At 64.0% G+C, this 26,008-nt stretch carries 19 protein-coding genes; 9 read left to right on the top strand and 10 right to left on the bottom strand.

Translation table 11 applies throughout. The features are described 5' to 3' along the window. Positions 1 to 141: 141 nt before the first annotated feature. The 9 genes from FJ428_RS18145 to FJ428_RS18105 all read right to left on the bottom strand — a co-directional run bounded on the left by FJ428_RS18145 (position 142) and on the right by FJ428_RS18105 (position 11,154). On the bottom strand, positions 142 to 900 hold the full coding sequence (locus FJ428_RS18145) for an FkbM family methyltransferase (RefSeq protein WP_140495635.1): 759 nt from the start codon (positions 898 to 900) through the stop codon (positions 142 to 144). Next, complete coding sequence (locus FJ428_RS18140) at positions 897 to 2,129, bottom strand: DUF2029 domain-containing protein (RefSeq protein WP_140656988.1); 1,233 nt, start codon at positions 2,127 to 2,129, stop codon at positions 897 to 899. The genes FJ428_RS18145 and FJ428_RS18140 overlap by 4 nt, the downstream gene beginning before the upstream one ends. Positions 2,130 to 2,140: 11 nt before the next feature. Next, positions 2,141 to 3,571, bottom strand: a complete 1,431-nt coding sequence (locus FJ428_RS18135; protein WP_181165308.1) for an aspartate aminotransferase family protein — start codon at positions 3,569 to 3,571, stop codon at positions 2,141 to 2,143. 104 nt (positions 3,572 to 3,675) lie between these two features. Next, a complete protein-coding gene (locus FJ428_RS18130; protein ID WP_140656984.1) occupies positions 3,676 to 4,683 on the bottom strand; it encodes an NAD(P)-dependent oxidoreductase in 1,008 nt (335 codons plus the stop codon). Then, positions 4,680 to 5,129 carry an EamA family transporter gene (locus FJ428_RS18125; RefSeq protein WP_140521117.1) on the bottom strand — a complete coding sequence of 150 codons (450 nt, stop codon included), beginning with the start codon at positions 5,127 to 5,129 and terminating at the stop codon, positions 4,680 to 4,682. The genes FJ428_RS18130 and FJ428_RS18125 overlap by 4 nt, the downstream gene beginning before the upstream one ends. Before the next feature lie 123 nt (positions 5,130 to 5,252). Further along, positions 5,253 to 6,605: an FAD-binding oxidoreductase gene (locus FJ428_RS18120; RefSeq protein WP_140656982.1), complete on the bottom strand. Its 1,353-nt coding sequence runs from the start codon at positions 6,603 to 6,605 to the stop codon at positions 5,253 to 5,255. 2 nt (positions 6,606 to 6,607) lie between these two features. Continuing rightward, on the bottom strand, positions 6,608 to 8,041 hold the full coding sequence (locus FJ428_RS18115; RefSeq protein ID WP_140728959.1) for a UbiA family prenyltransferase: 1,434 nt from the start codon (positions 8,039 to 8,041) through the stop codon (positions 6,608 to 6,610). A 205-nt stretch (positions 8,042 to 8,246) separates the two neighbouring features. Continuing rightward, entirely contained in the window at positions 8,247 to 8,510 is a 264-nt protein-coding gene (locus FJ428_RS18110; protein ID WP_140521120.1) for a hypothetical protein, read from the bottom strand. A 154-nt stretch (positions 8,511 to 8,664) separates the two neighbouring features. Next, complete coding sequence (locus FJ428_RS18105; RefSeq protein ID WP_140879902.1) at positions 8,665 to 11,154, bottom strand: mechanosensitive ion channel family protein; 2,490 nt, start codon at positions 11,152 to 11,154, stop codon at positions 8,665 to 8,667. 452 nt (positions 11,155 to 11,606) lie between these two features. On the opposite strand from FJ428_RS18105, the gene FJ428_RS18100 reads away from it, so the two are divergent. The 5 genes from FJ428_RS18100 (at position 11,607) to FJ428_RS18080 (ending at position 18,390) form a co-directional block, all read left to right on the top strand. Beyond that, positions 11,607 to 12,866, top strand: coding sequence for a sarcosine oxidase subunit beta (locus tag FJ428_RS18100; RefSeq protein WP_140495627.1), 1,260 nt, complete (start codon positions 11,607 to 11,609; stop codon positions 12,864 to 12,866). A gap of 54 nt (positions 12,867 to 12,920) precedes the next feature. Further along, the gene (locus tag FJ428_RS18095; RefSeq protein WP_140579829.1) at positions 12,921 to 13,217 is read left to right on the top strand and encodes a sarcosine oxidase subunit delta; all 297 of its coding nucleotides are present in this window, start codon (positions 12,921 to 12,923) and stop codon (positions 13,215 to 13,217) included. After that, on the top strand, positions 13,214 to 16,207 hold the full coding sequence (locus FJ428_RS18090) for a sarcosine oxidase subunit alpha (protein ID WP_140879901.1): 2,994 nt from the start codon (positions 13,214 to 13,216) through the stop codon (positions 16,205 to 16,207). The genes FJ428_RS18095 and FJ428_RS18090 overlap by 4 nt, the downstream gene beginning before the upstream one ends. Continuing rightward, entirely contained in the window at positions 16,200 to 16,787 is a 588-nt protein-coding gene (locus tag FJ428_RS18085) for a sarcosine oxidase subunit gamma (protein WP_140559599.1), read from the top strand. The genes FJ428_RS18090 and FJ428_RS18085 overlap by 8 nt, the downstream gene beginning before the upstream one ends. A 160-nt stretch (positions 16,788 to 16,947) precedes the next feature. Next, the gene (locus tag FJ428_RS18080; protein WP_140879900.1) at positions 16,948 to 18,390 is read left to right on the top strand and encodes an MFS transporter; all 1,443 of its coding nucleotides are present in this window, start codon (positions 16,948 to 16,950) and stop codon (positions 18,388 to 18,390) included. A 24-nt stretch (positions 18,391 to 18,414) separates the two neighbouring features. On the opposite strand, the gene FJ428_RS18075 is transcribed toward FJ428_RS18080, so the two are convergent. Next, positions 18,415 to 19,119 carry a nitroreductase gene (locus FJ428_RS18075; protein WP_140555023.1) on the bottom strand — a complete coding sequence of 235 codons (705 nt, stop codon included), beginning with the start codon at positions 19,117 to 19,119 and terminating at the stop codon, positions 18,415 to 18,417. Positions 19,120 to 19,342: 223 nt separating this feature from the next. On the opposite strand from FJ428_RS18075, the gene FJ428_RS18070 reads away from it, so the two are divergent. From FJ428_RS18070 to FJ428_RS18055, 4 genes are read left to right on the top strand one after another with little or no spacing between them, the layout of a single operon-like run. Next, positions 19,343 to 19,885 (top strand): XRE family transcriptional regulator, encoded by a 543-nt coding sequence (locus tag FJ428_RS18070; RefSeq protein ID WP_224518992.1) that lies wholly within the window; start codon positions 19,343 to 19,345, stop codon positions 19,883 to 19,885. Between the two features lie 30 nt (positions 19,886 to 19,915). Beyond that, a complete protein-coding gene (locus FJ428_RS18065) occupies positions 19,916 to 22,369 on the top strand; it encodes an FAD-dependent oxidoreductase (protein ID WP_140879899.1) in 2,454 nt (817 codons plus the stop codon). Next, complete coding sequence (locus FJ428_RS18060; RefSeq protein ID WP_140495619.1) at positions 22,369 to 23,550, top strand: pyridoxal phosphate-dependent aminotransferase; 1,182 nt, start codon at positions 22,369 to 22,371, stop codon at positions 23,548 to 23,550. The genes FJ428_RS18065 and FJ428_RS18060 overlap by 1 nt, the downstream gene beginning before the upstream one ends. Then, positions 23,547 to 26,006, top strand: coding sequence for an FAD-dependent oxidoreductase (locus tag FJ428_RS18055; protein ID WP_140879898.1), 2,460 nt, complete (start codon positions 23,547 to 23,549; stop codon positions 26,004 to 26,006). Before FJ428_RS18060 ends, FJ428_RS18055 begins: the two co-directional genes overlap by 4 nt. Positions 26,007 to 26,008: the final 2 nt, after the last annotated feature.

Raw genomic sequence — 26,008 nt, 5'->3', positions numbered from 1 at the left:
GACTCCAGGTGCTGTTGCGGGCGGCGTCGGCGCCCGTCTGATCGGCGCACAATATGCAGACGACGATGAGCGCGCTACCGCCTGTTTGCGACACGCCGCGAATGCGTCGCGACCCGATTTGGATCAGGAAAATCGCTGCCGTCAGGCGAAGGCCCAGATGTCCTCGGCCTGGAAACCGACCTGGTAGCCGGCGGTCTTGAGCTTGACCACGACCTGGCCGATCTCCGGAGCGGGCAGTGCGCCGACCTCGACCTTGATCATGCCCGGACGGTAGCGTTGGAGATCGAGTTGCTCGAAGACCATCCAGTCTGCGCCCTCGCAATCGACGAGGAAGGCGTCGATATGGCTGATGCCGTTGCGGTCGAGCAATGTCTGCAAGGTCTCGGACGGCACTTCGATGTCCCTGAGATAGGGCGCGAATTTGTTGAAATTCACGTCATCCTCGCCCCAGGCATTCTTGCCCGACATCAGGTTGGTGTCGGTAACCGAGGAGCAGCCGATGAACTCGATCGGCAGCGTGCCGGCCTCGAGCGCGGCGGCATCGAAGGTGTGGACGGTGATCGTCCCCCTTGTTTTCGTGACGGCAACCGGCTCGATGATGAACCGGTTGGTATCGGGATAGTTGGCGCGCAGGCGCTTCTGGTTATAGGGGATCGGCTCGACCAGCAGGGCACGGGCGCCTGGAATACGATGCAGCCAGGGCGTGACGTCGTCGAACAGCGCGCCGTCGCAGGCGCCGACATTGACCATCTGGAAGGGCCGCCTTGTCCCGCCGAGGCGCGCTTTCAATGCCGCCCCGGCCAGGAATTTCGTGCCGCGCAGCGACGGCCCCCGGTCGAGCAAACCGGCCGGAAGGCCAAGCGACAGCGCGATGCGCGTCAGGCTGGACAGCGAACTCATGGCGTGTCTCCGGGAATGACATGCAAGACGGCGCGGTGCTGGTCACGGGCGACTGTCGCCCACAGCGCCATGAAAGGGGTGGCCAGCAACAGGAATGGCGGAACCAGATGCGGGAAATAGATGCGCGTGTCGTGGATCGGGAAGACGGTGAATTTAGCCAGCGCGCCGAGCACGAGCGCCGCGAACAGAATGCCGGCGCGTCGGTCGAGCCGGAAGCCGGCACGGCCGACCGCGTACCAGCCGGCCAGCGCCAGCACCGAGACGCCGACCCAGCTGTTCAGGTTGACGGCGCGCAGCAGCGATGCGGCAAATGCCTTGAGATAGGCAACGACGGAGAACGGCGGCTCGAACCCGTCCATATTGTAGTGCTGCTCGACGCTGGAGAACCACAGATGCGGCCACCAGCCAGGATGATGCGCCCAGTGCGAGATGGCGAAATAGGCGACGAAGGACGCCGCAAAACCGACCAGCGCACCCCATGCCTGCTGCCGGAAGGCGATGAGCAGAACGGCGAAAACGGCAAGAAAGACAATATTGTCCGGCCGCACCATGAAGGCGAGGAAGAGCAGGATCGCCGTCGCCGCCTCGCGGCCCCTGACATAGGCGTAAAGCCCGCCGAGCAGCAGCGCCGAAGTCAGCAGATCCGGCGTCGAGGCGCGCGCCGCATCGCCGAAATCGGCCATGATCAACACCGCGCCGATCACCGGCGCCAGCGCCAAGGCCTTTTCCGAGCGCAGCCAGAGCAGCGTGATCGCGCCGAACAGCAGCACCGAGGCCACCTGCACCAGCCGCATCGCTTCGACCGGCGACATCGCCGCGCTCAGCGTCGACAGGATCTCGGCGTAGAGGAACTTGATCCGGTACATGCCGAGCAGCGAATGGAAGTCGGCGGCATTCTCCGCCATGTGGCTGCGGAAGCCGCCGCCATCATCGGTTAGCGTCTTGTAGTCACCTGCCGAGACCCCGGCCTTGACGGTGTTGTAGGCATAATCATGCAGCGCCTGCGCATCGGGGTATGTGCCTTCCTCTGATATGGCGAGATAGGGAAGCATGTCCCAATTAGAATCGGGCATCAACCAGGCCGTCAGCGCCGTCAAAAGGATGTAGAGCGCGAAAGCCGCCGCGCCGATGGGTGCCGCCAGCCGCGCATAGGTCCCCTCACCCCACGCCAGGCCGGCCGCTGTGAGCCGGTCGAGCGGGTTTTGCGGAGTGGGCGACTTGGTCAGCATCGTCGTGGGGCTCAACGAACCTGGCTTTTGACGAAATCCTTCACGATTCCCACAATGCCGCGCGACAAAAGGCTGTCGAAAGCGTCGACAAACCGGTCGACATGCTCGCGCAGGCAGATCAGCGGCGGCTCGAGCCGGATGACGTTGCGGTTGTACTCGGTGAAGGCGACCAACACGTCATAGTCACGCAGCAGCAGCGCGCCGATGAAGCCCGACAGCGAACCCTTCAGCTTGTCGTCAAGCACGCTGACCACCGGCCGCAACACGGTCGGCAATGTCTGCGAGAAATCATGGAACTCGAGCCCGATCATGAGCCCCTTGCCGCGGACGTCCTTGATGATCTTGGGGTATTTGTCCTTCAGTGCCTGGAGGCGCTGCAAAAGGTACTCGCCGGTAGCGGCGGCATTGTCGATCAGGCCCTCGTCATAGAGAACGTTGAGCGCTTCGATCGAGGTGACGCAGGCCTCGCCCATGCCGCCGAAAGTCGCCATGGCATGGATCATCGCCGTCTTCGGCGTGCCGTAGGCCTTCATATAGATCTCGCGCCTGGCGACCATCGCGCCGACCGCCGCCTTGCCGCCGCCGAGCGACTTGGCGAGCGCCGTCACGTCGGGAACGACGCCATAATGTTCGAAAGCATAGAAGCGGCCGGAGCGGCCATAGCCGCACTGCACTTCATCGGCCACCCACAGCACACCGTATTGATCGCACAATGCGCGCAGCTTCCGCCAATATTCCGCGGGCGCCTGGATGATGCCGCCGCCACCCTGGATGGTTTCCAGCACGATGACGCCGATCTCGGGATCGGCGCGGAATGCGCGCTCGACCGCTTCGATGTCGGCGAACGGAATCCGGACCGCATTGTCCGCCACCTTGAAATCGGCGCGGTAGAGCTGGCCGTCGGTGATCGCCAGCACACCCTTGGTCTTGCCGTGGAAGGAATTCTCGGCATAGACGATTTTCGGCCGCTTCGGGCCGGCGGCACGCTCGGCGACTTTTACCGCCGCTTCCATCGCTTCCGAGCCGGACGAGCCCAGAAACACCATGTCGAGATCGCCGGGCGAACATTTGGCGATGTTGTGGGCCAACGCGGCCGCATATTGCGACATGAAGGCGATGGCGATCTCCTGGCGCTTCTCCTCCTGGAATTTTTTCCGCGCTTCGAGGATGCGCGGATGGTTGTGGCCGAAGGCCAGCGAACCGAAGCCGCCGAAGAAATCCAGGATCTTGCGGCCGTTCTGGTCGATGTAGAACATGCCCTCGGCGCGCTCGATCTTGACCTTGTGGAAGCCGAGCAGCTTCATGAAATGCAGCTGGCCCGGGTTGAGATGCGCCTTGAACAGGTCCGTCATCGCAGCGACGTCCATCGCCTTGGCCTGCTCGACGCTGATCAGGTCAGGCTTAGCGATGGTGGCTGGCGACAGCGCCGGCGCGCTGACCATGGTGCGTGCGCTCGCCTGATCGGGCTTGGCCATGACGGTCATTTCAATCTCCTGTCCGCGCGCAGGATCGGGGATCGTGCGCAAATGAAACTGTTGGCGGGCTGCTATTCGGCGGGCACATGTTTGGTGGCGACGGCGTGGCCGGCCTTCCTGGCGCGGTATTCGCTGTAGGCGGCGATCAGCATGTCCTCGTCGCGATGTTGCGGCACCCAGCCGAGCTGGCGTCCCGCTTTGGAGACGTCGAGCACGCACTCCTCGTCGGCGATCAGATATTGCTCCGGATCCATGATCGGCAGGTTCATCAGGTCGAGCAGGTCCAGCGTGCGCTTCACCGCCCAGCCCGGTGTCGGGATCAGGATCGATTTCGAACCGGCATGCCTGATCAGGTGGCCGAGCAATTTCCTGACCGGCGGCGGGTTGAGCGAACCCAGATTATAGGCCTCGTTCGGTACGCCGGCTTTCCAGGCCGCGCGGGCAGCTTCGGCACAATCGAAAACAGAAATGAACTGGTATGGATTCCGGCCCGAGCCGATCATCGGCACCGGAAGGTTCCAGTCGATCAGCTTGAACAGCTTTTCAAGGATGCCGAGGCGGCCGGGACCGATGATCAGGCGCGGACGAAACAGCGAGATCGACATGCCGCGCTTGCGCCATTCGGCGGCCAGTTCCTCGGTCTTCTGCTTCGACCAGCCATATTCGCCGAGCGGCGCGACCGGATGTTCCTCGGTCATCGGGAAGGTGACCGTATGGCCGTAGATCATGTCGGTCGTGTAATGCACGAGCCGGGGCGCGCCGGCCTTGTCCATCGCCTGCATGATATGCTCGGTGCCATGGAAATTGACCGGAAAGAAGAAATCGTGCCGCTTGGCGCGCACCTGGATCGGCGACAGCATCTTTGCCGACAGATTGTAGATCATGTCGTCGGCCTTTAGCCCAACCGCCGCCACCGATGCTGGATCGGTCACGTTGCAATGGATGAAGCCGGCGTTGCGATAATGCGCCAGGTCGCTCTTGACGATGTCGGCGACGACAACCTCCTCGCCATCCGCCACGAGCTTCGGGGCAAGGTGGCGACCGACAAAGCCGTCGCCGCCGAAAATCACATGTCTCATCGAACGATCTCGCTGGTGCCGATCTTGTCGGAGGTGATGGAAACGGTCTGCTCGTCATGCCCGTGGTCACCCAGGTCTCGGCCGCTTTGGGCGATTAGCACTGTGCCCACGCAGATGCAGCCGATACCTGCGATGCGCCAGCCATTGAGGTCCTCGCGAAAGACGAAATAGGCGAAGACCGCGACGGCGACATAGGCGAGGCTAAGGAACGGATAGGCAAAGGAAAGCTCGACCTTGGACAGCACGTAGAGATGCGAGGCCATGGAAATGACGAAGGTGCACAGGCCGAGGAACACCCAGGGGCTGAAGACGATCTGCAACAGCCTGATAAGCGGGTTGGCGCCTTCGAACGAGATCGGCCCAAGCGACATCATGCCTTGCTTCAGCATCAGCTGCGCGGCCGCATTCGTCATGACCGTAAAGAGAATGAAGACGATATATTTCATGTCAGCTCACCCACCCGTGACGCCTTCTATTACAAACCCGAAAAGATTTCGTGAACTCACAAGGACGTTTTGAGTAAATCTTCTCGTTAACCGATCGCTAACCACGATCCATTTCAATTTTATCTATTCGGCGGCCTCGGCGCCCCGTCTTCGCAGGTCGATGTTTTTGGCTGTGCGCGCCCAGAAGCCGGACATGAAGGCCGGGTCGCGCTGCGCCTCCAGCCGTGACCACTCCGGAAAGGACGCGGCGAAGGTCGCGGCGCTCATACGCGCATCCTTGTAGGGGTTGACTGCCCCGCCGGCTCCGATGGCGATGCGGTCGAGTTCGTCCAGCAACGCCAGGGTCGCGGCTCCCCTGTTGGGGAAATCCAGCGTCAGCGTGTAGCCAGGTCGCGGGAAGGAGAGCAGCGCCGGGGATCGGACGCCGCCGAAGCGTTTCAGAACAGTGAGGAACGAGCTCTGCCCGGCCCGCCTGGCAGCCGCGAGCAGCATCGGCACCGCTTCACGCGCGGCTTCTTCCGGCACAACGCTCTGGTGCTGGAACAGCCCGTTCGGACCGTAAAGCCGGTTCCAATCGCGCACGCCGTCCAGCGGGAAGAAGAAGCCCTGGTAACCGACCTGGCGCGGCGCGGCAGAGCGGCCCTTCCTCCATCGGTAGGCCGCATTGAAGGCGCTCAGGAACGGTCGGCTGAGCACATTGAACGGCGGCTGGAACGGCACCGCGAAATTGCCGCCGGCGCGCGCGGCGGTATGCGAGCCATGCTCGGCGTGATTGCCCGTGAACAGCAGGCCGCGCCCGCTGCGCCTGCCGCCGGCGAGCTGATCGATCCAGGCGACCGCATATTCATTGGCCTGGTCCGCCGCCTCGGCCAGCTCGAAAAATTCGCCCAGGTCGCGAAACGGCGTCACCTTCTCGATGATGTCGAGGGAATGCACCCGCATCAACCGGATCGAGGCCGACAGGATCAGGCCTGTCAGCCCCATGCCGCCGATCGTCGCCCGGAACAACCGCGGATTATCTGTCGCGGAGCAGCGGTAGGTCCTTCCATCGGACCGCAGTAGCGTGAAACTTTCGACATGGCAGCCGAACGTGCCGCGCCGGTGATGATTCTTGCCGTGGACGTCGTTGGCAATGGCGCCGCCGAGCGTGACGAACTGCGTGCCCGGAACGACTGCCGGGAAGAAGCCGTAGGGCGCGGCGTGGGCAATGATGTCGGACAGAAGCACGCCCGTATCCGCTTCGAGAAGGCCAGTCTCGGCATTGAAGGCGCGGATGCGGTTCAGCGGCCGCATGTCGACGACGGCACCGGCCTCGTTCTGGCAGGAATCGCCGTAGGATCTGCCATTGCCATAGGCAAGCAGCGAGGCGTGCCTGGCCTGACCGCCCTTCAGCAGCACGATAGCGTCATCAATGCCAATGGCGCGCGGTGCGGGCGGCGTCGCGCGCCCGAAGCTGTCGAAGCGCTCGCCGGCCATGTCTACCAGCCCCCGATCACCAGCAGCACGGCGCCGATCAGCACCACGATCTGGCTGCGCCAGTCGCGGATGATGAACACGACCGGATCGTCATGCATCTCATCGCGACGCGCCAGGATCCAGACCCGCATGGTGAGATAAAGCACGATCGGCGGCAGCGGCCAGATCAGCCAGGGATGCGGGTAGAGCTCACGCACTGCAACACTATCCATGTAGAGCGCCAGCACCAGTGCCGAGGAGAAGGCCGAAGCCATGCCGGCCTGAGCGACGATCTCCTGGTCCTCGGTGCGATATCCGCGCCCGGCAATGCGCTCGCCGGGTGGAATGGCCGTGGTGCGCAATTCGACGAAGCGCTTCACCAGCGCCAGCGACAGGAAGAAGAAGATCGAGAAGGCGAGCAGCCAGAACGAGACCTCGACGCCGGTCGCGGCCGCGCCCGCCAGAACGCGGATCGTGTAGAGGCCGGCCAGCGTCAGCACGTCGACCAGCAGCATGCGCTTGAATGACAGCGAATAAGCCGTGGTGACAGCCATGTAGCCGCCGAGCACGGCGAGGAATTCGGGCGACAGAAACAGCCCTGTGCCGATGCCGATCGCCAGCAGCACCGCGATCGCGCCGATCCCGAACGGGATAGAGAGCGCGCCGCTGGCGAATGGCCTGTTACGCTTGGTGGCATGCTTGCGGTCAAGCGCCAGGTCGAAGAAGTCGTTGAGGATGTAGATGGCCGACGCCACCGCGCTGAACGAGATGAACGCCAGCACGCACTCCCAGATCATGCCGGCGTTGAAATATTCGTGCGACAGCACCATCGGCACCGCGATCAGCGAATTCTTCAGCCACTGATGCACGCGCAGCATTTTGACGATGGTACGCAGTGTCGGTTTCGGCGCCGACATGGTTTCGGCGCCATGCGCAGCCTGCCAGCGCGCGGCGTGGCGATCCGGCGCCACCACGATCGCGCTGCGTGCCGCATCGAAAACCTTGAGATCATGGCGGCTGTTGCCGGCATAATCGAAGCCGCCATCGCCATAGGCCGCAATAAGCGAGGCACGCTTCTTGCCGGAAGTCAGATTGTCGACCCCGTCCGTCGCCAGCACCCTGTCGAAGACACCGAGGTGGCGAGCGATGGCGTCGGCGAATTTGCGCGGCGTGCCTGTCGCCAGCACGATCTTGCGGCCTTCGGCATGCTCGGCCCGTATGCGGTCGAGCAATGGCGCGCGGTAAGGCAGCGACGCGGGATCGATATCGACGCGCTGGGCGATGGCTTGCTTCAGCCGGGCCGGCCCGGCGGCGGCCCAGAAAGGCACGAGGAAAATGTAGAGCGGGTTCTTCTTGAGAAGGATGAACAGTCCTTCCCATAGCAGGTCGGTCGCGATCAGCGTGCCGTCGAGATCGACCGCAAGCGGTATTGCGTTTCCGTCGGACCGCGCGTCCATGTCGTCCTGCCCTGCCTCGAACCCGCCGCGCCGTTTGTCGGCGTCTTCGCAAGACGTATAGCGGGGAGATGGCGTAACGAACGTTAAAACGCCCGGTTGTGGGCGGCTGTCGCCGCGGTATTTCCGGCGTCATTGTTAAACAACCGCTACCGAAAACAATAAAAGGCCGGACAAATGTCCGGCCTTTCAAGGCATGCCGTCGAAATTACTTGATGCGGGCGACGCCGCCCGAGATCTCGACCGTTTCCGAGCCGGTCAGGGCTTCGAGGTCGCCATTGGGCAAGGTGACGAAACAGCCATTCGGGCAAAATTCCACGGTTTCGCCGGCGGCCAACGCCAGGTCGGTCTTGCTGCCACCTTCCGTCACGATCAGCGTGCGGGTCTCGGCGTCCTTGTTGACCGCGCTGGCGGAATGGGCCGAGCCGCTCACGGCGAGCAAGGCGACGGCAGCGACGAGAGACTTCCACATGTGCAATATCGGTGTTCCCACCGCCTCTGTTGCATTTCGCAAGGCATTCTCGCCTTTGCATGGGAGCTTATATGAGATGGAAGCTGAACCGCAACTGAATGCCGCATTCATGCCGCAATTGGTTTCGACGGCCTGAAACCTTCCGATCGCCGATCTAATCCGGATCAGGTTTCTTCGCCTTGCGTCCTGATTTGGAGAGACGTTTGGCCCCGGCCGCGGCCTCCGCCTTTGCTCGTTCCTGCTCGGCGAAATCGGCCTCGATCTTGTCGTCGTCGGTCGGCCAGGCCTTCGCATGCTTGGGCTCGACGACGGCGCGTGGCGTCGAGGGTATCTCGATATGCTGGTCGCTGAATGTTTCCAGCACGGTGAAGCGGATGTCGTTCTGCACGATATTGCCGTTCATCACATCCGCCAGGAACAGGCGGATCTCGAATTCCAGCGCGGCAGGCCCGAAATTGGAAAACAGGACGAAGGGTTCGGGGTTCTTCAGCACCAGCGGATGACCGCGGGCGATCTCGAGCAGAACGGCGTGCACCTGCTTGACGTCGCTGCCATAGGCGACGCCGACCTTGATGTCGATGCGGCCGAGCTTGTTGCGGTGCGTCCAGTTGCCGACGGCGTTGTTGATCAGGTTCGAATTGGGCAGGATCACCGACTGCCGCTGGAAGGTCTCGATCTCGGTGGCGCGCACGCTGATCTTCTTGACGGTGCCGCTGATGTCGCCGGCGACGATCCAGTCGCCGACCTTGAACGGCCGCTCGGCCAGCAGGATCAGGCCCGAGACGAAGTTCGACACCACGTTCTGCAGGCCAAAGCCGATGCCGAGGGAAAGCGCGCCGGCGACCAGCGCCAGGCTGGACAGATCGATGCCCGCCGCCGAGATGCCGATCAGTGCCGCGAGTGCCACGCCGGCATAGCCGACGGCCAGCCGGATCGAGTTGCGCACGCCCGTGTCGACCTTGCCGCGCGCCATCACCGAACCGTCGAGCCAGCCCTGGAACCAGCGCGTCAGGAAATAGCCGATGATGAAGACGACGATGCCCGAAAGGATGCCGGTGACCGAAATCGTCACCGAACCGATATTAATCCCAGTCGCCAGTTTGTAAGCCCAGGCCTGGATGTCGCCCGGTTGGAAGCCCCACATCAACAGGATCAGCGGCAGGAAGACCAGCACGATCATCACATTGATGGCGACGCTGACGACAAGGCCGAGCTGGTCGAGTGCGGTGTCCTCGTAGCTGGAATTGGCCGACAGCCAGCGCCCGACCGACGTGTTGGCGAAGGCGCCCTCGTCGCCGATCGCCTGTGCCGACAGGAAGCCGATATAAGCGGTGACGAGCGCCGTGCCGGTGACCACCACCTGCAGCGACACGAACAGCGCAAGGCCGATATAGCCAAGCAAGGCGGCTATGATGGTGAAGAGCCCCAGAGCCAGCGCCAGGTAGCGCAGCCATGCCGGCCAAGGCCGCCAGCTGCCGTCACGGGCCTTGAACGGCCGCAGCATCGCCATCAGGATCAGGATGATGCCGACGACGATGGTGGCCACGAAACTGCGCGCGATCGTCAGCGACAGCGGCGATCCCATCTTGTCGTTGATGACGGACAGGAAGGTGTTGACGCTGATGACCACGGCCATGGCGGTGGTCAGGCGCACCAGCCAACGCGCCGGGCCGGATTCGACCGGGATCAGGCGCCAGTTCGGCAGCCTCGGCTCGAGCGCCGCATTGGCCAGCCGATTGACGCAGAACACCACCCCGATGACCGTCGCCAGCGCGTTGAGGAAAAGGCCAATGTCGCCGCGCAAAACGTTGTAATAGTTGAAAAAGAAAATCGTCGACCCAAGAAAGGCGCCGACCGCCAGCGTCGGCAGCAATGTCGACCAGAAGGCCACCGACAGGCGGCTGAGATAGGACGGGTCCTCATTGGACGGATCGGCTTCGAACACCCGTCCAAACAACCGCCTGCCGCCGACCAGAAGCACCAAGGCCAGCCCGAGCGCCACGAAGGTTGCCGCCAGAATGGCCTGGAACTTGAACCTGAAGGCGAAGCTCAGCCAGGACGAGACCGCCTTGTAGAAATTGCCGAACTCGTCGCGGGCGTCGGAAAAGACCTGTGGGCTCAGCGCATCCGACAGCACATAGCGCTTGGTCAGGAGATTGCGGAAAAGCGCGCTGCGCATGTTGCCGATCTTGTCGATCATCCCGCTGATGCGGATCGACAGCGTCTGCGCCTGCGCGATGACCGCGTTGATCTCGGCCTTTTCGGAGACCAGCGCCTGGCGCTCGGTGCTGACGATGTCGGGTTCCGGCGGCTGGCCTGCGGCGGGTGCCGGGCCAAGCTGCTCGAGCCGGCTGTTGATCTCGCTAAGGCGGGTGCGGAAGGCCAGCGCGCTGTTCAGCGATTGCCGCGACAGTTCCTCGAGTTGCAGGCGGATATCGACGAGAGTGGCGTCGTCGTCGCCGTCCTGCTGGATCTTCTTGTCGAAATTATCGGTCTTGGTCGTCAGGTCCTGAAGGATTTTCTGCTGGTCGGCGACCAGTCCGGCAGGCGCCTGGCCAAGCCCTTGCGCCGACGCATCGAACGAAAGCGGCGCCGAAACGACAAGCGCGAACATCAAGACGAGACGAAGCAATTTGAAAAACATGATTTGTTGGCGACTCAAGGCGGCAATGGCAATTGAATTTGCCTGTCCTTGATAAAGACGGCCATATCATGGGGCAAGCCGTCGCATCCGACCGCCAGGGCTCCGAACTCGGGGCAACAAAGACCTGACGACCGCCAGTCCCGTTGTGCCGGCAGCTTTGTGATAGGAATTTTTTCTTGACTGGGTGAAGGCAGCTATGGTAGATATTCAGTCATGGTGCTGAGTTGCGCCAACGACCCGCCGCACAGGCGGGTTTTTTCGTTCAATGCTCCATCAACAGCGCGCCGGCGAAGGACCCCGTCACCCGGACTCGTCGCCTGATCCGACCGCACCTGCGCTGATCTGGCGGTGGTCGGAGCGTCGGCCAGTCGAAAGGCGATGGCGCAATATTGGCTTTGCGCGTGCGGCCTGCTCTATAGTCTGCCGCATCGCCCGAAACGGACATCATATCCATGGCAGAGTACTCGGCCCTTTCGCTGCTCGCGAACGCGCTCAAGGGAAACAAGGACTGGAAGCCGGCCTGGCGCAAGCCGGACCCGAAGGCATCCTACGACGTCATCATCATCGGTGGCGGCGGGCACGGGTTGTCGACCGCCTATTATCTCGCCAAGGAACACGGCATCACCAATGTCGCGGTGCTGGAAAAAGGCTGGCTCGGCTCCGGCAATGTCGGCCGCAACACCACCGCCGTGCGCTCCAACTATCTGCTGCCCGCCAACACCCGCTTCTACGAGCATTCGATGAAGCTGTGGGAGAACCTGTCGCACGATCTCAACTACAACGTCATGTTCTCGCAGCGCGGCTGCCTGAACCTGGCGCACACGCCGGCCCAGTTCGACGACTATGCACGGCGCGGCAACGCCATGCGCCATCTCGGTGTCGACGCCGAACTGATGACGCCGGCGCAAATCAAGCGCCTGATCCCCGCGCTCGATATTTCCAGTGATGCACGCTTCCCCGTGGTCGGCGGCCTGATGCAGCGGCGCGCCGGCACCGCCCGCCACGACGCCGTGGCCTGGGGCTATGCGCGCGGCGCCGACCGGCGCGGCGTCGACATCATCGAGAATTGCGAGGTCACCGGCTTCCTGCGCGACGGCGACCGCATCACCGGCGTCACCACATCACGCGGTGACATCCGCGCCAAGAAGGTGGCGGTCGCGGTGGCCGGCAGCACCGGCCGGGTGATGCAGCTTGCCGGCATCGAGACGATGCCGATCGAGAGCCATGTGCTGCAGGCCTTCGTCACCGAATCGCTGAAGCCCTTCATCGATACGGTCGTCACGTTCGGCATGGGCCATTTCTACATGTCGCAATCGGACAAGGGCGGCCTCGTCTACGGCGGCGACATCGACGGCTACAACAGCTACGCCCAGCGCGGCAACCTGCCCATCGTCGACGAGGTGATGAGCGAGATGCTGGCGCTGTTCCCGGGGCTTGCCCGCGTGCGCATGCTGCGCTCCTGGGGCGGCGTCTGCGACATGTCGATGGACGGCTCGCCCATCATCACCACCGGGCCCCTGCCCGGCATGTATCTCAACTGCGGCTGGTGCTATGGCGGCTTCAAGGCGACGCCCGCCTCCGGCTGGTGCTTTGCCTGGACCATCGCCAAGGACGAGCCGCATGACCTCAACGCCCCCTTCACGCTCGACCGCTTCCATCGCGGCCTGGTGATCGACGACAAAGGCCAGGGCGCCAATCCCAGACTGCACTGAACAATATCTCTCCAAGCAAGGCTTCACCGAGCAAGGCTGCACCAGGAATATCCGATGTTGATCACTTGTCCCTATTGCGGCCCGCGCGACGTCATCGAGTTCACCTACCAGGGTGACGGCAACCGCGAGCGTCCCGACCCCGCCTCGCAGAACTTCGAAGCCTGGAACGCCTATGTCTATGACCGGCTGAACCCGGCCGGAGACCACAACGAGATCTGGCAGCATTCCGGCGGCTGCCGCGCGCATCTCAGGGTCGTGCGCAACACGCTGACGCATGAGATTTCCAGCGTCGCCTTCGCACGCGGTGACCACGGCTCGGTCGCGCGGCGCAAGGCGGAGGGCAGATCGTGAGCCCGCGCCGCACCGAAACCGGGGGCCACATCGACCGGCTGAAGACCATCCGCTTCACCTTTGATGGCGCGTCCTACACCGGCCATGCCGACGATACGCTGGCTTCGGCACTGCTGGCCAACGGCGTCACGCTTTACGGGCGCTCGTTCAAATACCACCGCCCGCGCGGCCTCCTGACAGCAGGCGTGGAAGAGCCGAACGCGCTGGTGACGGTGCTGAAGGGCGAGGTCCGCGAGCCCAACGTCGCGGCGACCATGGTCGAGCTTCATGACGGGCTGGTCGCCGTCAGCCAGAACCGTTTTCCGTCGCTGGCCTGGGACGTCAGCGCCGTCAACCAGCTCGGCGGCAAGCTCCTATCGGCCGGCTTCTACTACAAGACCTTCATGGGTCCGGTGATCGGTCCGCTGAAGGGCACGCGCTTCTGGATGTTCTGCGAGCATTTCATCCGCCGCGCCGCCGGCCTCGGCCGGGCCGGTTCCACCGCCGACCCGGCGCGCTATGAGCGCATGAACGCCTTTTGCGACGTGCTGGTGGTCGGCTCCGGCCCTGCCGGGCTGACGGCCGCCAAGGCCGCTGCTGACCAGGGCGCGCGCGTCATGCTTGCCGAACTCGATCCGCGTTTCGGCGGCTCTGCCAACTGGTCGAACGAGACGATCGATGACCTGCCGGCGGCCGACTGGGCCAGGCGAACCGTGGCCCAGCTCGAGGGTTACGACAACGTCCGGCTTCTGCCGCGCACCACGGTCTGGGGCTACTACGACAGCAATACGCTTGCCGCCCTTGAGCGCGTCACCGATCACAAGGAGACACCCGGCAAGGGCGAACCGCGCCATCGCTATTGGGCGATCCGCGCCCGATCGGTGGTCTTGGCCACCGGCGCTTTCGAACGGCCGCTCGTATTTCCGGGCAATGACCGCCCGGGCGTGATGCTGGCGCATGCCGCGGAGCGCTACGCCAACGAATTCGGCGTGCTGGCGGGGCAGACGATCGCGCTGTTCACCAACAATGACAGCGCCTATCGCTGCGCCCTGGCGCTGAAGAAGGCCGGCGCAAGGATTGCCGCGATTGTCGATGTCCGTCCCGAGCTTTCGGGCGAAATGCGCAAGCTGGCCGAGGAGACCGAAGCCGAGATCTTTCCCGGCCATGCCGTGATCGCCACTGAGGGCGGCAAGGCGCTCTCCGGCGTCAAGCTGCAGCGCTTCGACATGACCAACGGCACGCTCACCGGCGACGCCCGCAGCATCCATGCCGACTGCCTCTTGATGTCGGGCGGCTGGTCGCCAACCATCCATCTGGCCAGCCAGGCCGGCGGCAAGGCGCAGTGGAATGCCGCCCGACAAGCCTTCCTGCCGCCGAAGCCGACGCAGAACTGGATTGGCGCCGGCGCCTTCACCGGCAGCTTTTCCACGGCCGAAGCAATGATCGAGGGCCGCGCCGCGGGCCTTGCCGCGGCAGGCGCGCAAACCACGCCGGCCGCACTGCCCTCGGTCGAAGCCGTAGCTTGCGATCCCGATCCGGCGCCGGTGTTCGAGATCAGGGCCAGCGGCAAGAGCTTCGTCGACTTCCAGCACGACGTGACGTCTGAGGACGTGCGGCTGGCGCACCGCGAAGGCTTCGTCTCGGTCGAGCATCTGAAACGCTACACCACGCTCGGTATGGCCACCGACCAGGGCAAGAATTCCAACATCCCCGGCCTGGCCATCATGGCCGAGGCGCTGGGCAAGCCGATCCCGGAAGTCGGCACGACGCGCTTCCGGCCGCCCTTTGCACCGGTTTCGATCGGGTCGCTGGCGGCGGAGCGCTTCGGCGACCTCAAGCCCGAACGGCTGACGCCGATGCATGACTGGCATGTCGCCAATGGCGCGACCATGTATTCCGCCGGCCTGTGGTACCGGCCGATGATCTACGGCCTTGCCGGCGAAACGGTCGAGCAGGCCTATGTACGCGAGGCCAGGGCGACGCGCGAAAGCGCCGGCATCGTCGATGTCTCGACGCTGGGCAAGATCGCGGTGCAAGGTCCGGACGCGGCCGAATTCCTCGACCGTGTCTACACCAACATGTTTTCCACGCTGGCCGTTGGCAAGGCGCGCTACGGGCTGATGCTGCGCGAGGACGGGCTGGCCTTCGACGACGGTACCACATGGCGGCTCGGCGAACAGGATTTCCTGATGACCACCACCACGGCCAATGCCGGCAAGGTTATGCAGCATCTGGAATATTTCCTTGATGTGGTCTGGCCGGAGCTCAAGGTTCATGTCACCTCCGTGACCGACCAGTGGGCGGGTGCCGCGATCGGCGGGCCAAAAGCCAGGCAGATCCTGGCCGGCTGCGTCGCCGGCACCGCTGTCGATAATGCGGCGCTGCCGTTCATGGGTATCGTGCATGGCCAGATCGCTGGTGTGCCGGTGATGATCTGCCGGCTGTCCTTCTCCGGCGAAATGGCGTTCGAGGTCTATTGCGGCGCCGACCACGGCACCCATGTCTGGGAAGCGCTTGTCGAGGCCGGCAAGCCGTTCGGACTTGTAACCTACGGACTGGAAGCGCTGGGCACGATGCGCATCGAGAAAGGCCATGTGACGGGCGCCGAGATCGACGGCCGCACCACGGCGCGCGACCTGCATCTCGACTGGATGCTGTCGAAGAAGAAGCCGTTTATCGGCTCGGCGATGATGGACCGCGAGGGCCTCATCTCGCCCGACCGGCTGGAACTTGTCGGCCTGGTCTCGCTCGACAACAGGCCGCTCAACGGCGGCGCGCATATCGTCGAGGAGCTTGACGAGTCCAACCCGCACGGCTCGATCGGCCACATCACAGCCTGCTGCTATTCGCCGGCGCTCGGCAAGCACATCGCGCTGGCGCTGGTCAAAGGCGGCAAGGCCAGGCACGGCTCGCGCGCCCATGTCTCCGATCCGCTGCGCAACCGGTTCGGGCCGGTCGAGATCGTTTCCAACCACTTCTACGATCCGGACGGGAGCCGCATGCATGGTTGAGCGCCTTTCACCGCTGGAACCGGAATTCCATGTCGGCTCGCACGGCAATTTCGAACATGGTGTCGAGGTCATCCTGACCGAGACGAGACCGGGCTCGATCGTGCAGCTCGCCGCCTGGCCGGGCGAAGAGAAGAAACTGATATCAGGCATCCGCGCCGTCACCGGGCTTACGTTGCCCGACGGTGCCGGCGGTGGGGCCACCAATGGCGCCAAATCGGCATTCGGTTTCGCACCGGGAAAGTTCACCGTAGCCGACGAAGCCGAGGGGCTGGCCGCGGCTTTCGCGGGCGTGGTGACCCCCGCCATCGGCACAGTGACCGATCTTTCGCATGGCCGCACCGCGATCCGCATCGCCGGTCCGAAGGCCGAATGGGTGCTGGCAAAGTTCTTCGCCATCGATTTCGCGCTGCCGGCCTTCCCGCTCGGCGCCGGCCGCTCGACCACCCATCACGATGTCTTCGCCCAGATCCAGCGCACCGGCGGCGACCAGTTCGACATCTACGTCTTCCGTTCTTTCGCACGCTCCTTCTGGAAGGCGCTGTGTCACGCCAGCGAGGAAGTCGGCTACGAGGTCCAGTAGGCGCGCCTCGACGGATTCTGGCATCAAGGCCGGCCGGCTCTGACGCTACAGCAATGCACCGGCGTGCCGTCATACTGGCATGATATGGCCGTCAAGCCGGTCCGAAGGGTAACAAAACCCGTCTCCAGAATCCGCGCATCCGTTTGGTTCGAATATCTCCATGACCGCAGAAATATCCGCCGGCGCCACCGATCGCGCCGATGTGCCAGCCAGAGCCCTGCTCCTGCTGCCGCTGACGGTCGCCTGCGGCGTGTTCATGACCAGCCTCGACCAGAATGTCGTGGTGACGGCGCTGCCCGGCATCAGCGAAAGCCTTGGCCGCCCGCCCAGCCAGCTTGGCCTGCTGATCACGGTCTATGTCGCCAGCCTGATCATCTCAATGCCGCTCGGCGGTTGGGCCGCCGACCGCTTCGGCCTGCGCAACGTCTACTGCTTTGCGCTGCTGGTATTCGCCGCCTCGTCGGCGCTGTGCGGCCTGTCCGACAACATCTGGACTCTGGTCGGCGCCCGCGCGCTGCAGGGCTTCGGCGGCGCGCTGATGGGCACGCTCGGTCAGGTCGTCATCCTGTCGACCTTCCCTCGAAGCCGGACGCTGAAGATCAACATGTATATCTCGCTGGCCGGCCAGTCCGGGCCGCTGGTCGGTCCGCTCGTCGGCGGCGCGCTGACCACTTACATTTCCTGGCGCTGGATCTTCTTCATCAACGTGCCCTTCGCGCTGGCCGCGGCTGTCCTTGCCGCCTCGCTGTTTCCGACGGTGACCAAACCCGTGCGCACGCCGTTCGATTTCCCGGGCTTCCTGCTGGTCGGCAGCGGCATGGTCCTGCTTGTCTTCGGCATGGATTCGCTGGCGGCGAAAGATGCGGCCGCCGGCGTGATCGCGGCCGAGCTTGTCCTGGCGCTGGTCATCCTGACGGTCGCCTCGTTCTATTGCCTGCGCGTGCGCAATCCCCTGCTCGACCTCAAGCTCCTGCGCATCCGCACCTTCCGCATCTCCTTCCTCACCGGCGGCGGTCTGGACACGATCGGCCTCAGCTCCGTCGTCTTCCTGCTGCCGCTGATGTTCCAGCTCGGCTTCGGCATGAGCGCGGTACAGGCGGGGTCGCTGACCTTCGTCGCCGCGGTCGGGTCGGTGGTCATGCGTGTCTTCATGCCTCGCCTGCTCAACCGCTTCGGTTTCCGCCGCGTGCTGGTTTTCAACACGCCCGTCGTCGCGGCCATGGTTGCGGGCTTTGCCCTGATGCAGGCGACCACACCGGTGTGGATCGTGCTTGCCTACATCTTCATCTTCGGCGTCTTCCGCTCCGCGCAATGGGCGTCGACCGGCAACCTTGCCTATTCCGACATCGCGCCCGAGCAGCTCGCTCGCTTCAGCGCGCTCTATTACATATTGTGGCAACTGGCGGTGGCGATCAGCGTCGGCCTCGCCGCCGCTGCACTATCGTTTCTGGCCGGCGGCGGCCCGGCCGTCGCCAATCACTTCCGGATACTGTTCGTGATCGAGGGTGTCATCACGCTGTGCGCGCTATCAGCCTATCTCAAGCTGACGCCGCAGGATGGCGCCCATGTCAGCGGCCATGGCGCCCAGATGAACACGGAATAGCGGATGTCGCAGCGCAGCAGCGGCCTACTCGCTGAACGTCACCCATTCCTCCAGCGGCACGCGGTCGGTTCGGAAGGCGTTTTCGGGCTTCGACGTATCTTCATAACCGAGCGCCATGCCGCAGACGACGATCTCCTCGTCGGGAATGCCGAGCACCGGCCTGATCTGCCGGTGATAGGGCGCGAACGCCGCCTGCGGACAGGTGTGCAAGCCCCTGCCCCGCGCGGCAACCATGATGTTCTGCAGGAACATGCCGTAGTCGATCCAGGAACCCTGGTTAAGCCGGCGGTCGATGGTGAAGATCATGCCGACCGGCGCGTCGAAGAAGACGAAGTTGCGGTCGTGCTGGGCACGCATCTTGTCGACCTCGCGGCGACCGATGCCGAGCGCGCCATAGAGCCCGAAACCGTTGGCGCGGCGGCGGGTCAGGTAGGGTTCGAAGAACTGCGTGGGATAATAGCGATATTCGTCCCAATCGGCCTTTTCAGCACGGATGCCGGAATTCAGGATGGCATCCGATATCCGCTGCTTGATGTCACCCTTGGTGACATAGACCCGCCATGGCTGCATATTGGTGCCGGAAGGGGCGCGTGCCGCGACCGCCAGTATGTCGCGGATCGTGTTGTCGTCGACCATGTCGGGCAGAAAAGCGCGCACCGACCGGCGCGATACGATCGCGCCGTCGACGATCTCGGCATCAACCGTGATTCGAGCCTTTTTTCCAAGCATGGGCCGTCCTTACCCCGTGTCCCGATCGGACGTCCCCACTCGCCGCTCGCGGCCGAGCCTTTGCATGAACCGCCAAAATCGCGCAAGCAAATCTTGTGCACCCGTGAAAATCCGCTTGATTTTTTCACCGCTCCGGCATCTCATGAAATTTGATGGGATTTTTTCACGAGAGCGCGATTTGCCTCCAACTACAGCGAAAGCATTGCAGGGAAATTACGAGCGATTGCTGGCCAGCGACATCAGGGCGCTGCGCAAGGCGCGAGGGTTGACGCTCGCCGAGATCGCCCTGAAACTCGGCCGGTCGGTCGGCTGGGTCAGCCAGGTCGAACGCGGCCTGTCGACACCGTCGCTCAGTGATCTCCGGGCTTTCGGCGAACTGTTCGGCGTGCCGGTCAGCCTGTTCTTCGGCCACGACGTGCCTGTCGAAAGCGAGCGCGGCGCGGTCGTGCGGGCCGGCAGCCGCCGCACCCTTGGCACAAGCGAATCCGGCCTCATGGAGGAGCTTCTGTCGCCCGATCTCGGCGGTAGCTTCGAGATGCTGCGTTCCGTCTTCGCGCCGGGCGCTGAGCTCAAGAGCGAGGCGCGTCGGCCGACCGAAGAGGCTGGATATGTCGTGGCGGGGACGTTCGACATCGAAATATCGGGGACATGGCATCGGCTCGGCGAAGGCGATTCCTTTCGCTTCGAGGGCAAGCCATTCCGCTGGCGCAATCCGGGAATGGAGCCGGCGGTCGTCATCTGGGTGGTTTCGCCGCCAGTTTATTGAATGAAATTGGACCAAGGGTTGGAGAAGAACATGGCCGGTTTGCCGAGCACGGCACGCGTGGTGATCATCGGAGGCGGTGTCGTCGGCGCCTCCTCGCTCTACCATCTCGCCAAGGCGGGCTGGACCGACTGCGTTCTCCTGGAAAAGAATGAACTCACCTCCGGCTCGACCTGGCATGCCGCCGGTAACGTGCCGACCTTCTCCTCGTCCTGGTCGCTGATGAACATGCAGCGCTATTCGACCGAGCTCTATCGCGGGCTGGCCGAGGCCGTCGACTATCCTATGAACTACCATGTCACCGGCTCCCTGCGGCTTGCCCACACGCAAGAGCGCATGCAGGAGTTCCAGCGCGCCAAGGGCATGGGCCGCTACCAGGGCATGGACATCGAGATTGTCGGCACGGACGAGATCAAGTGCCGCTATCCCTTCATCGAGACGCATGAGCTGAAAGGCGCCCTCTACGACCCGAGCGACGGCGACATAGACCCGGCGCAGCTGACCCAGGCGCTGGCCAAGGGCGCGCGCGACATGGGTGCCCGGATCATACGCTTCTGCCCGGTGAAAGGCGTGCGCCGCGACAAGGACGAATGGGTGGTCGTGACGCCGCAAGGCGAGATCCGCTGCGAGATCGTCGTCAACGCCGCCGGCTACCGTGCCGCCGAAGTTGGAAAAATGTTCGGCCGCGAGGTGCCGATGATGGTGATGAGCCATCAGTACATATTGTTCGAGGAGATCCCCGAACTCGCCGCATGGTCGAAGGAACAGGACAGGAAGCTGCCGCTGCTGCGTGACGTCGACACTTCCTACTATCTGCGCCAGGAAAAGAACGGCATGAATCTCGGCCCCTATGAGCGCAATTGCCGCGCGCATTGGGCGGGTCACAACGATCCGATGCCGGAGGATTTTTCCTTCCAGCTTTTCCCCGACGATCTCGACCGGCTGGAACATTATCTGGCCGACGCCGTCGCCCGCGTGCCGATCCTGGGCACCGCCGGCCTGTCCAAGGTCATCAACGGCCCGATCCCCTATGCGCCGGACGGCAATCCGCTGATCGGGCCGATGCCGGGCGTCCCCAATGCGTTCGAGGCCTGCGTCTTCACCTTCGGCATCGCGCAAGGCGGCGGTGCAGGCAAGGTGTTGGCCGAATGGGTCACGCAAGGCCAGACCGAATGGGACATGTGGTCTTGCGACCCGCGCCGCTTCACGTCCTTCGCTTCGGCTCCGGATTACTGCGTTGCCAAAGGCATGGAGATCTACGGCAACGAATACGTCATCCAGTTTCCGCGCCATGCCTGGCCGGCGGGACGCGACAGGAAATTGTCGCCGATCCATGATCGCATGAAGGCGTTCGGCGCGCGCTTCGACGCCTATAATGGCTGGGAGCGCGCCACCTGGTATGCGCAGGATGGCGACGACGTCTCGGAGGAAGCAACGCTCACCTTCCGTCGCGACGGGCCGTGGCAGCACCGCGTGCGCGAGGAATGCCTGGCCGTCCGCGACGCCGCCGGCATCCTCGACCTGCCGGGTTTTTCGCGCTTCAACCTCGAAGGTCCGGGCGCCGCCGAATGGCTTAGCCGGCAAGTGACCGGCCTCGTGCCGAAGCCCGGCCGCATCGGTCTCGTCTATTTCTCCGACGACAAGGGCCGCATCGTCACCGAAATGTCGGTGGTGCGCCACGGCGAGGAATCCATGACGCTGATCACCGCGGCGGTGGCGCAATGGCATGATTTCGAATGGCTGAAATCGCACATGCCCGTCGATGCGACTTTCAAGCTGATCGACCGGACCGAGGAATTCTCCACCCAAACCCTGGCCGGACCCAAGTCGCGGGAAATCCTCGCCGCCGTCTGTGAGGCCGACCTGACCTTGCCCTGGCTCACGCATCAGGAAACCAAGATCGCCGGGCGCTGGGCGAAGCTGGTCCGCGTCTCCTTCGCCGGCGAACTCGGCTGGGAAATCCACACCAGGGTCGACGACACCGCCGCCGTTTTCGACACCATCTGCGCGGCGGGACAGCCGCACGGCCTGAAACCATTCGGCATGTACGCGCTGGATTCGTTGCGGCTTGAAAAGGGCTATCGCACCTGGAAAGGCGACCTCTCGACCGACTACTCGATCCTGCAAGGCGGGCTCGAGCGGTTCGTCAAATGGGACAAGCCCGAGTTCCGCGGCAAGGCGGCGCTCCAGAACGAGAAGCAGCAGGGCGTCAAGAAGCGCTTCGTCACGCTGGTGGTCGAAAACCCCGGCGATTGCGACGCCCCCTACATGTCGACGCTGTGGCATGACGGCCAGATCGTCGGCGAGACGACGTCGGGCGGCTGGGGCCATCGCGTCGGCAAGTCGATCGCGCTCGGCATGCTGCGTGCCGATCTGGCGGAGCCCGGCACCGCCGTGGAGATCGAGATCTTCGGCGACCGTTTCAAGGCGGTCGTGCAGAACGATGAGCCCTTGTGGGATCCGAAGAACGAAAGGTTGAGAGCCTGATGCCAAAACCATCATCGCGCATTTCAGGCATCGTGCCGTCGGGCAAGGATGGCTGGGAAGTCCACTTCGCCGCATGGGCCCGCAAGGAAGCCGGCGAGGACATCATCATGCTGTCGGTCGGCGATCACGATTTCGACACACCTTCCGAAACGATCGAGGCTTGCGTGACCGCGGTTCGCGGCAGCAATCACCACTATACCCCTTTGCCCGGCCTGCCGCGCCTGCGCAAGGCGATGGCGGCGGCCTCGGTCGCCTGCACGGGCGTCGGGACGACGCCGGACCAGGTCATCGCCACGCCGGGCGGCCAGGCGGCGCTCTACGCCGCCGTGCAGGCCGTGCTCGACCCGGGCGACCACGCCATCGTGGTCGCGCCATACTACGCGACCTACCCCAACACCTTCAGCGCCGCGGGCGCGACCTTCACGGTTGTCGAGACGCCGGCCGAGGACGGTTTCCAGCCTCGCGCCGACATGATCCGCGCGGCACTTCGGCCGAACACGCGCGCCATCCTGATCAACACGCCGAACAACCCGACCGGAGCCGTCTATTCGCGCGAACGGCTGGAACAGCTGGCCGAGGTCTGCCGCGAGCACGATTTGTGGCTGCTGTCCGACGAAGTCTATTGGACGCTCGGCGGTGGCGAGCACATCTCGCCGCGTTCCCTGCCCGGCATGGCCGAGCGCACGCTGGTCATCAATTCCATGTCCAAGAGCCACGGCATGACCGGCTGGCGCATGGGCTGGCTGACCGGCCCGAGCGAGATGATCTCGCTGCTGACCAACCTCAATCTGGTGACGACCTACGGCCTGCCGGCCTTCATCTCGATCGCCTGCACCGAGGCGCTGGAGAAGGGTTATGGCGTGAAGGAAATCGCCGAACGCTATGCGGCGCGACGCGCCGTCCTGCTCGACGCCGTGCGCGGCATGAACGATGTCGGCGTGCGCGGCTCCGAAGGCGGCATGTATGTCATGCTCGACATATCGGCCGTCGAATCCGACGACGAGAAATTCGCTTTCGCCTTCCTCGACAAGGAGAAGGTCGGCGTCATGCCCGGCTCCAGCTTCGGCGAGGCCGCGGCAGGCCATATCCGCGTCAGCCTGTGCCAGCCGGAACCCGTCTTGCGGGAAGCAGCACTCCGGCTGCGCCGCTTTGTCTCCAGCTACCGCCGCGAGGCCGCATGAACATCCCTTCCCCCAGAACCATTCCCGCCAAGGCAAGGGCCGTCATCATCGGCGGCGGCGTTTCGGGCTGCTCGGTCGCCTATCACCTGGCCAAGCTCGGCTGGACCGACATCGTCCTTCTGGAGCGCAAGCAGCTGACCTCGGGCACGACATGGCATGCCGCCGGCCTGATCGGCCAGTTGCGCGGCTCGCAGAACATGACGCGGCTGGCGAAATATTCGGCCGACCTCTACGTCAAGCTGGAAGCCGAGACCGAGGTCGGCACCGGCATGCGCCAAGTCGGCTCGATCACCGTCGCGCTGACCGAGGAGCGCAAGCACGAGATCTATCGTCAGGCGTCACTCGCCCGCGCCTTCGATGTCGACGTGCGCGAGATTTCGCCCAGGGAAGTCAAGGAGATGTACCCGCATCTCAACGTGTCCGACGTCGTCGGCGCCGTGCATTTGCCGCTTGATGGCCAGTGCGACCCCGCCAACATCGCCATGGCGCTTGCGAAGGGCGCGCGCCAGCGCGGCGCCACCATCGTTGAAAATGTGAAGGTCACCAAGGTCCACACCAAGGCAGGCCGCGTCACCGGCGTGTCCTGGGCGCAGGGCGAGGAGCAAGGCACGATCGAGGCCGACATCGTCGTCAACTGCGCCGGCATGTGGGCGCGCGAACTGGGCGCCCAGAACGGCGTCACCATCCCGCTGCACGCCTGCGAGCATTTTTACCTCGTCACCGAGCCGATCCCGGGGCTGAGCCGCCTGCCGGTGCTGCGCGTGCCCGACGAGTGCGCCTATTACAAGGAAGACGCCGGCAAGATGATGCTCGGCGCCTTCGAGCCGGTGGCCAAGCCGTGGGGCATGGACGGCATCCGCGAGGACTTCTGCTTCGATCAGTTGCCCGAGGACATGGACCATTTCGAGCCCATCCTCGAAATGGGCGTCAACCGCATGCCGATGCTGGCGACCGCCGGCATCCACACCTTCTTCAACGGCCCCGAGAGTTTTACGCCCGACGACCGCTACTATCTCGGCGAGGCGCCGGAACTGCGTGGCTACTGGATGGCGACCGGCTACAATTCGATCGGCATCGTCTCGTCAGGCGGCGCCGGCATGGCGCTGGCGCAGTGGATCAACGACGGCGAGGCACCGTTCGACCTGTGGGAAGTCGACATCCGCCGCGCCCAGCCGTTCCAGAAGAACCGCCGCTACCTCAAGGAGCGCGTCTCCGAAACACTCGGCCTGCTCTATGCCGACCATTTCCCCTATCGCCAGATGGCGACATCGCGCGGCGTGCGCCGTTCACCCCTGCACGAGCATCTGAAGGCGCGCGGCGCCGTGTTCGGCGAGGTCGCCGGCTGGGAGCGCGCCAACTGGTTCGCGCGCGAGGGACAGGAGCGCGAGTACCGCTATTCCTGGAAGCGGCAGAACTGGTTCGACAACCAGCGCGAGGAGCACCTCGCCGTCCGCAACAAGGTCGGCCTGTTCGACATGACCTCGTTCGGCAAGATCCGCGTCGAAGGCCGCGACGCCTGCGCCTTCCTGCAAAAACTCTGCGCCAATGACATGGACGTAGCGCCGGGCAAGATCGTCTACACGCAGATGCTCAACCGGCGCGGCGGCATCGAGAGCGATCTCACGGTGTCGCGCCTGTCGGACACCGCCTATTTCCTCGTCGTGCCCAGCGCCGCGCTGCAGCGCGACCTCGCCTGGCTGCGCAAGCACCTGACAGATGAGTTCGTCGTCATCACCGATGTAACCGCTGCCGAAAGCGTACTCTGCCTGATGGGCCCGGATGCGCGAAAACTGATCCAGAAGGTCAGCCCCAACGACTTCTCCAACGAGAACAACCCATTCGGCACGTTCCAGGAGATCGAGATCGGCATGGGCCTCGCCCGCGCCCACCGTGTCACCTATGTCGGCGAACTCGGCTGGGAGCTCTATGTCTCGACCGACCAGGCGGCCCACGTCTTTGAAGCCATCGAAGCGGCCGGCGCCGATGTCGGCCTCAAGCTGTGCGGGCTGCATGCGCTCGACTCCTGCCGTATCGAAAAGGCTTTCCGCCATTTCGGTCACGACATCACCGACGAAGACAATGTGCTGGAAGCCGGCCTCGGCTTCGCGGTGAAGACGGCCAAGGGCGATTTCATCGGCCGCGACGCGGTGTTGAAGAAGAAGGAAGCCGGATTGAGCCGCCGGCTGGTCCAGTTCCGGCTGAAGGACCCGCAACCGCTGCTCTTCCACAACGAGGCGATCCTGCGCGACGGCAAGATCGTCGGTCCGATCACCTCAGGCAATTACGGCCACCATCTCGGCGGCGCGATCGGGCTGGGCTATGTGCCCTGCCAGGGCGAGACCGAGGCGGATGTGCTGGCCTCGTCCTATGAGATCGAGATCGCCGGCGAGCGGTTTGCGGCAGAGGCATCGCTGAAGCCGATGTATGATCCGAAATCGGAACGGGTGAAGACGTAGCG

The sequence above is a fragment of the Mesorhizobium sp. B2-8-1 genome (assembly GCF_006440955.1).
Lineage (GTDB): Bacteria > Pseudomonadota > Alphaproteobacteria > Rhizobiales > Rhizobiaceae > Mesorhizobium.
The sequence above is the reverse complement of the archived record's forward strand: the minus strand, read 5'-3'. Positions and strand labels throughout refer to the sequence as shown.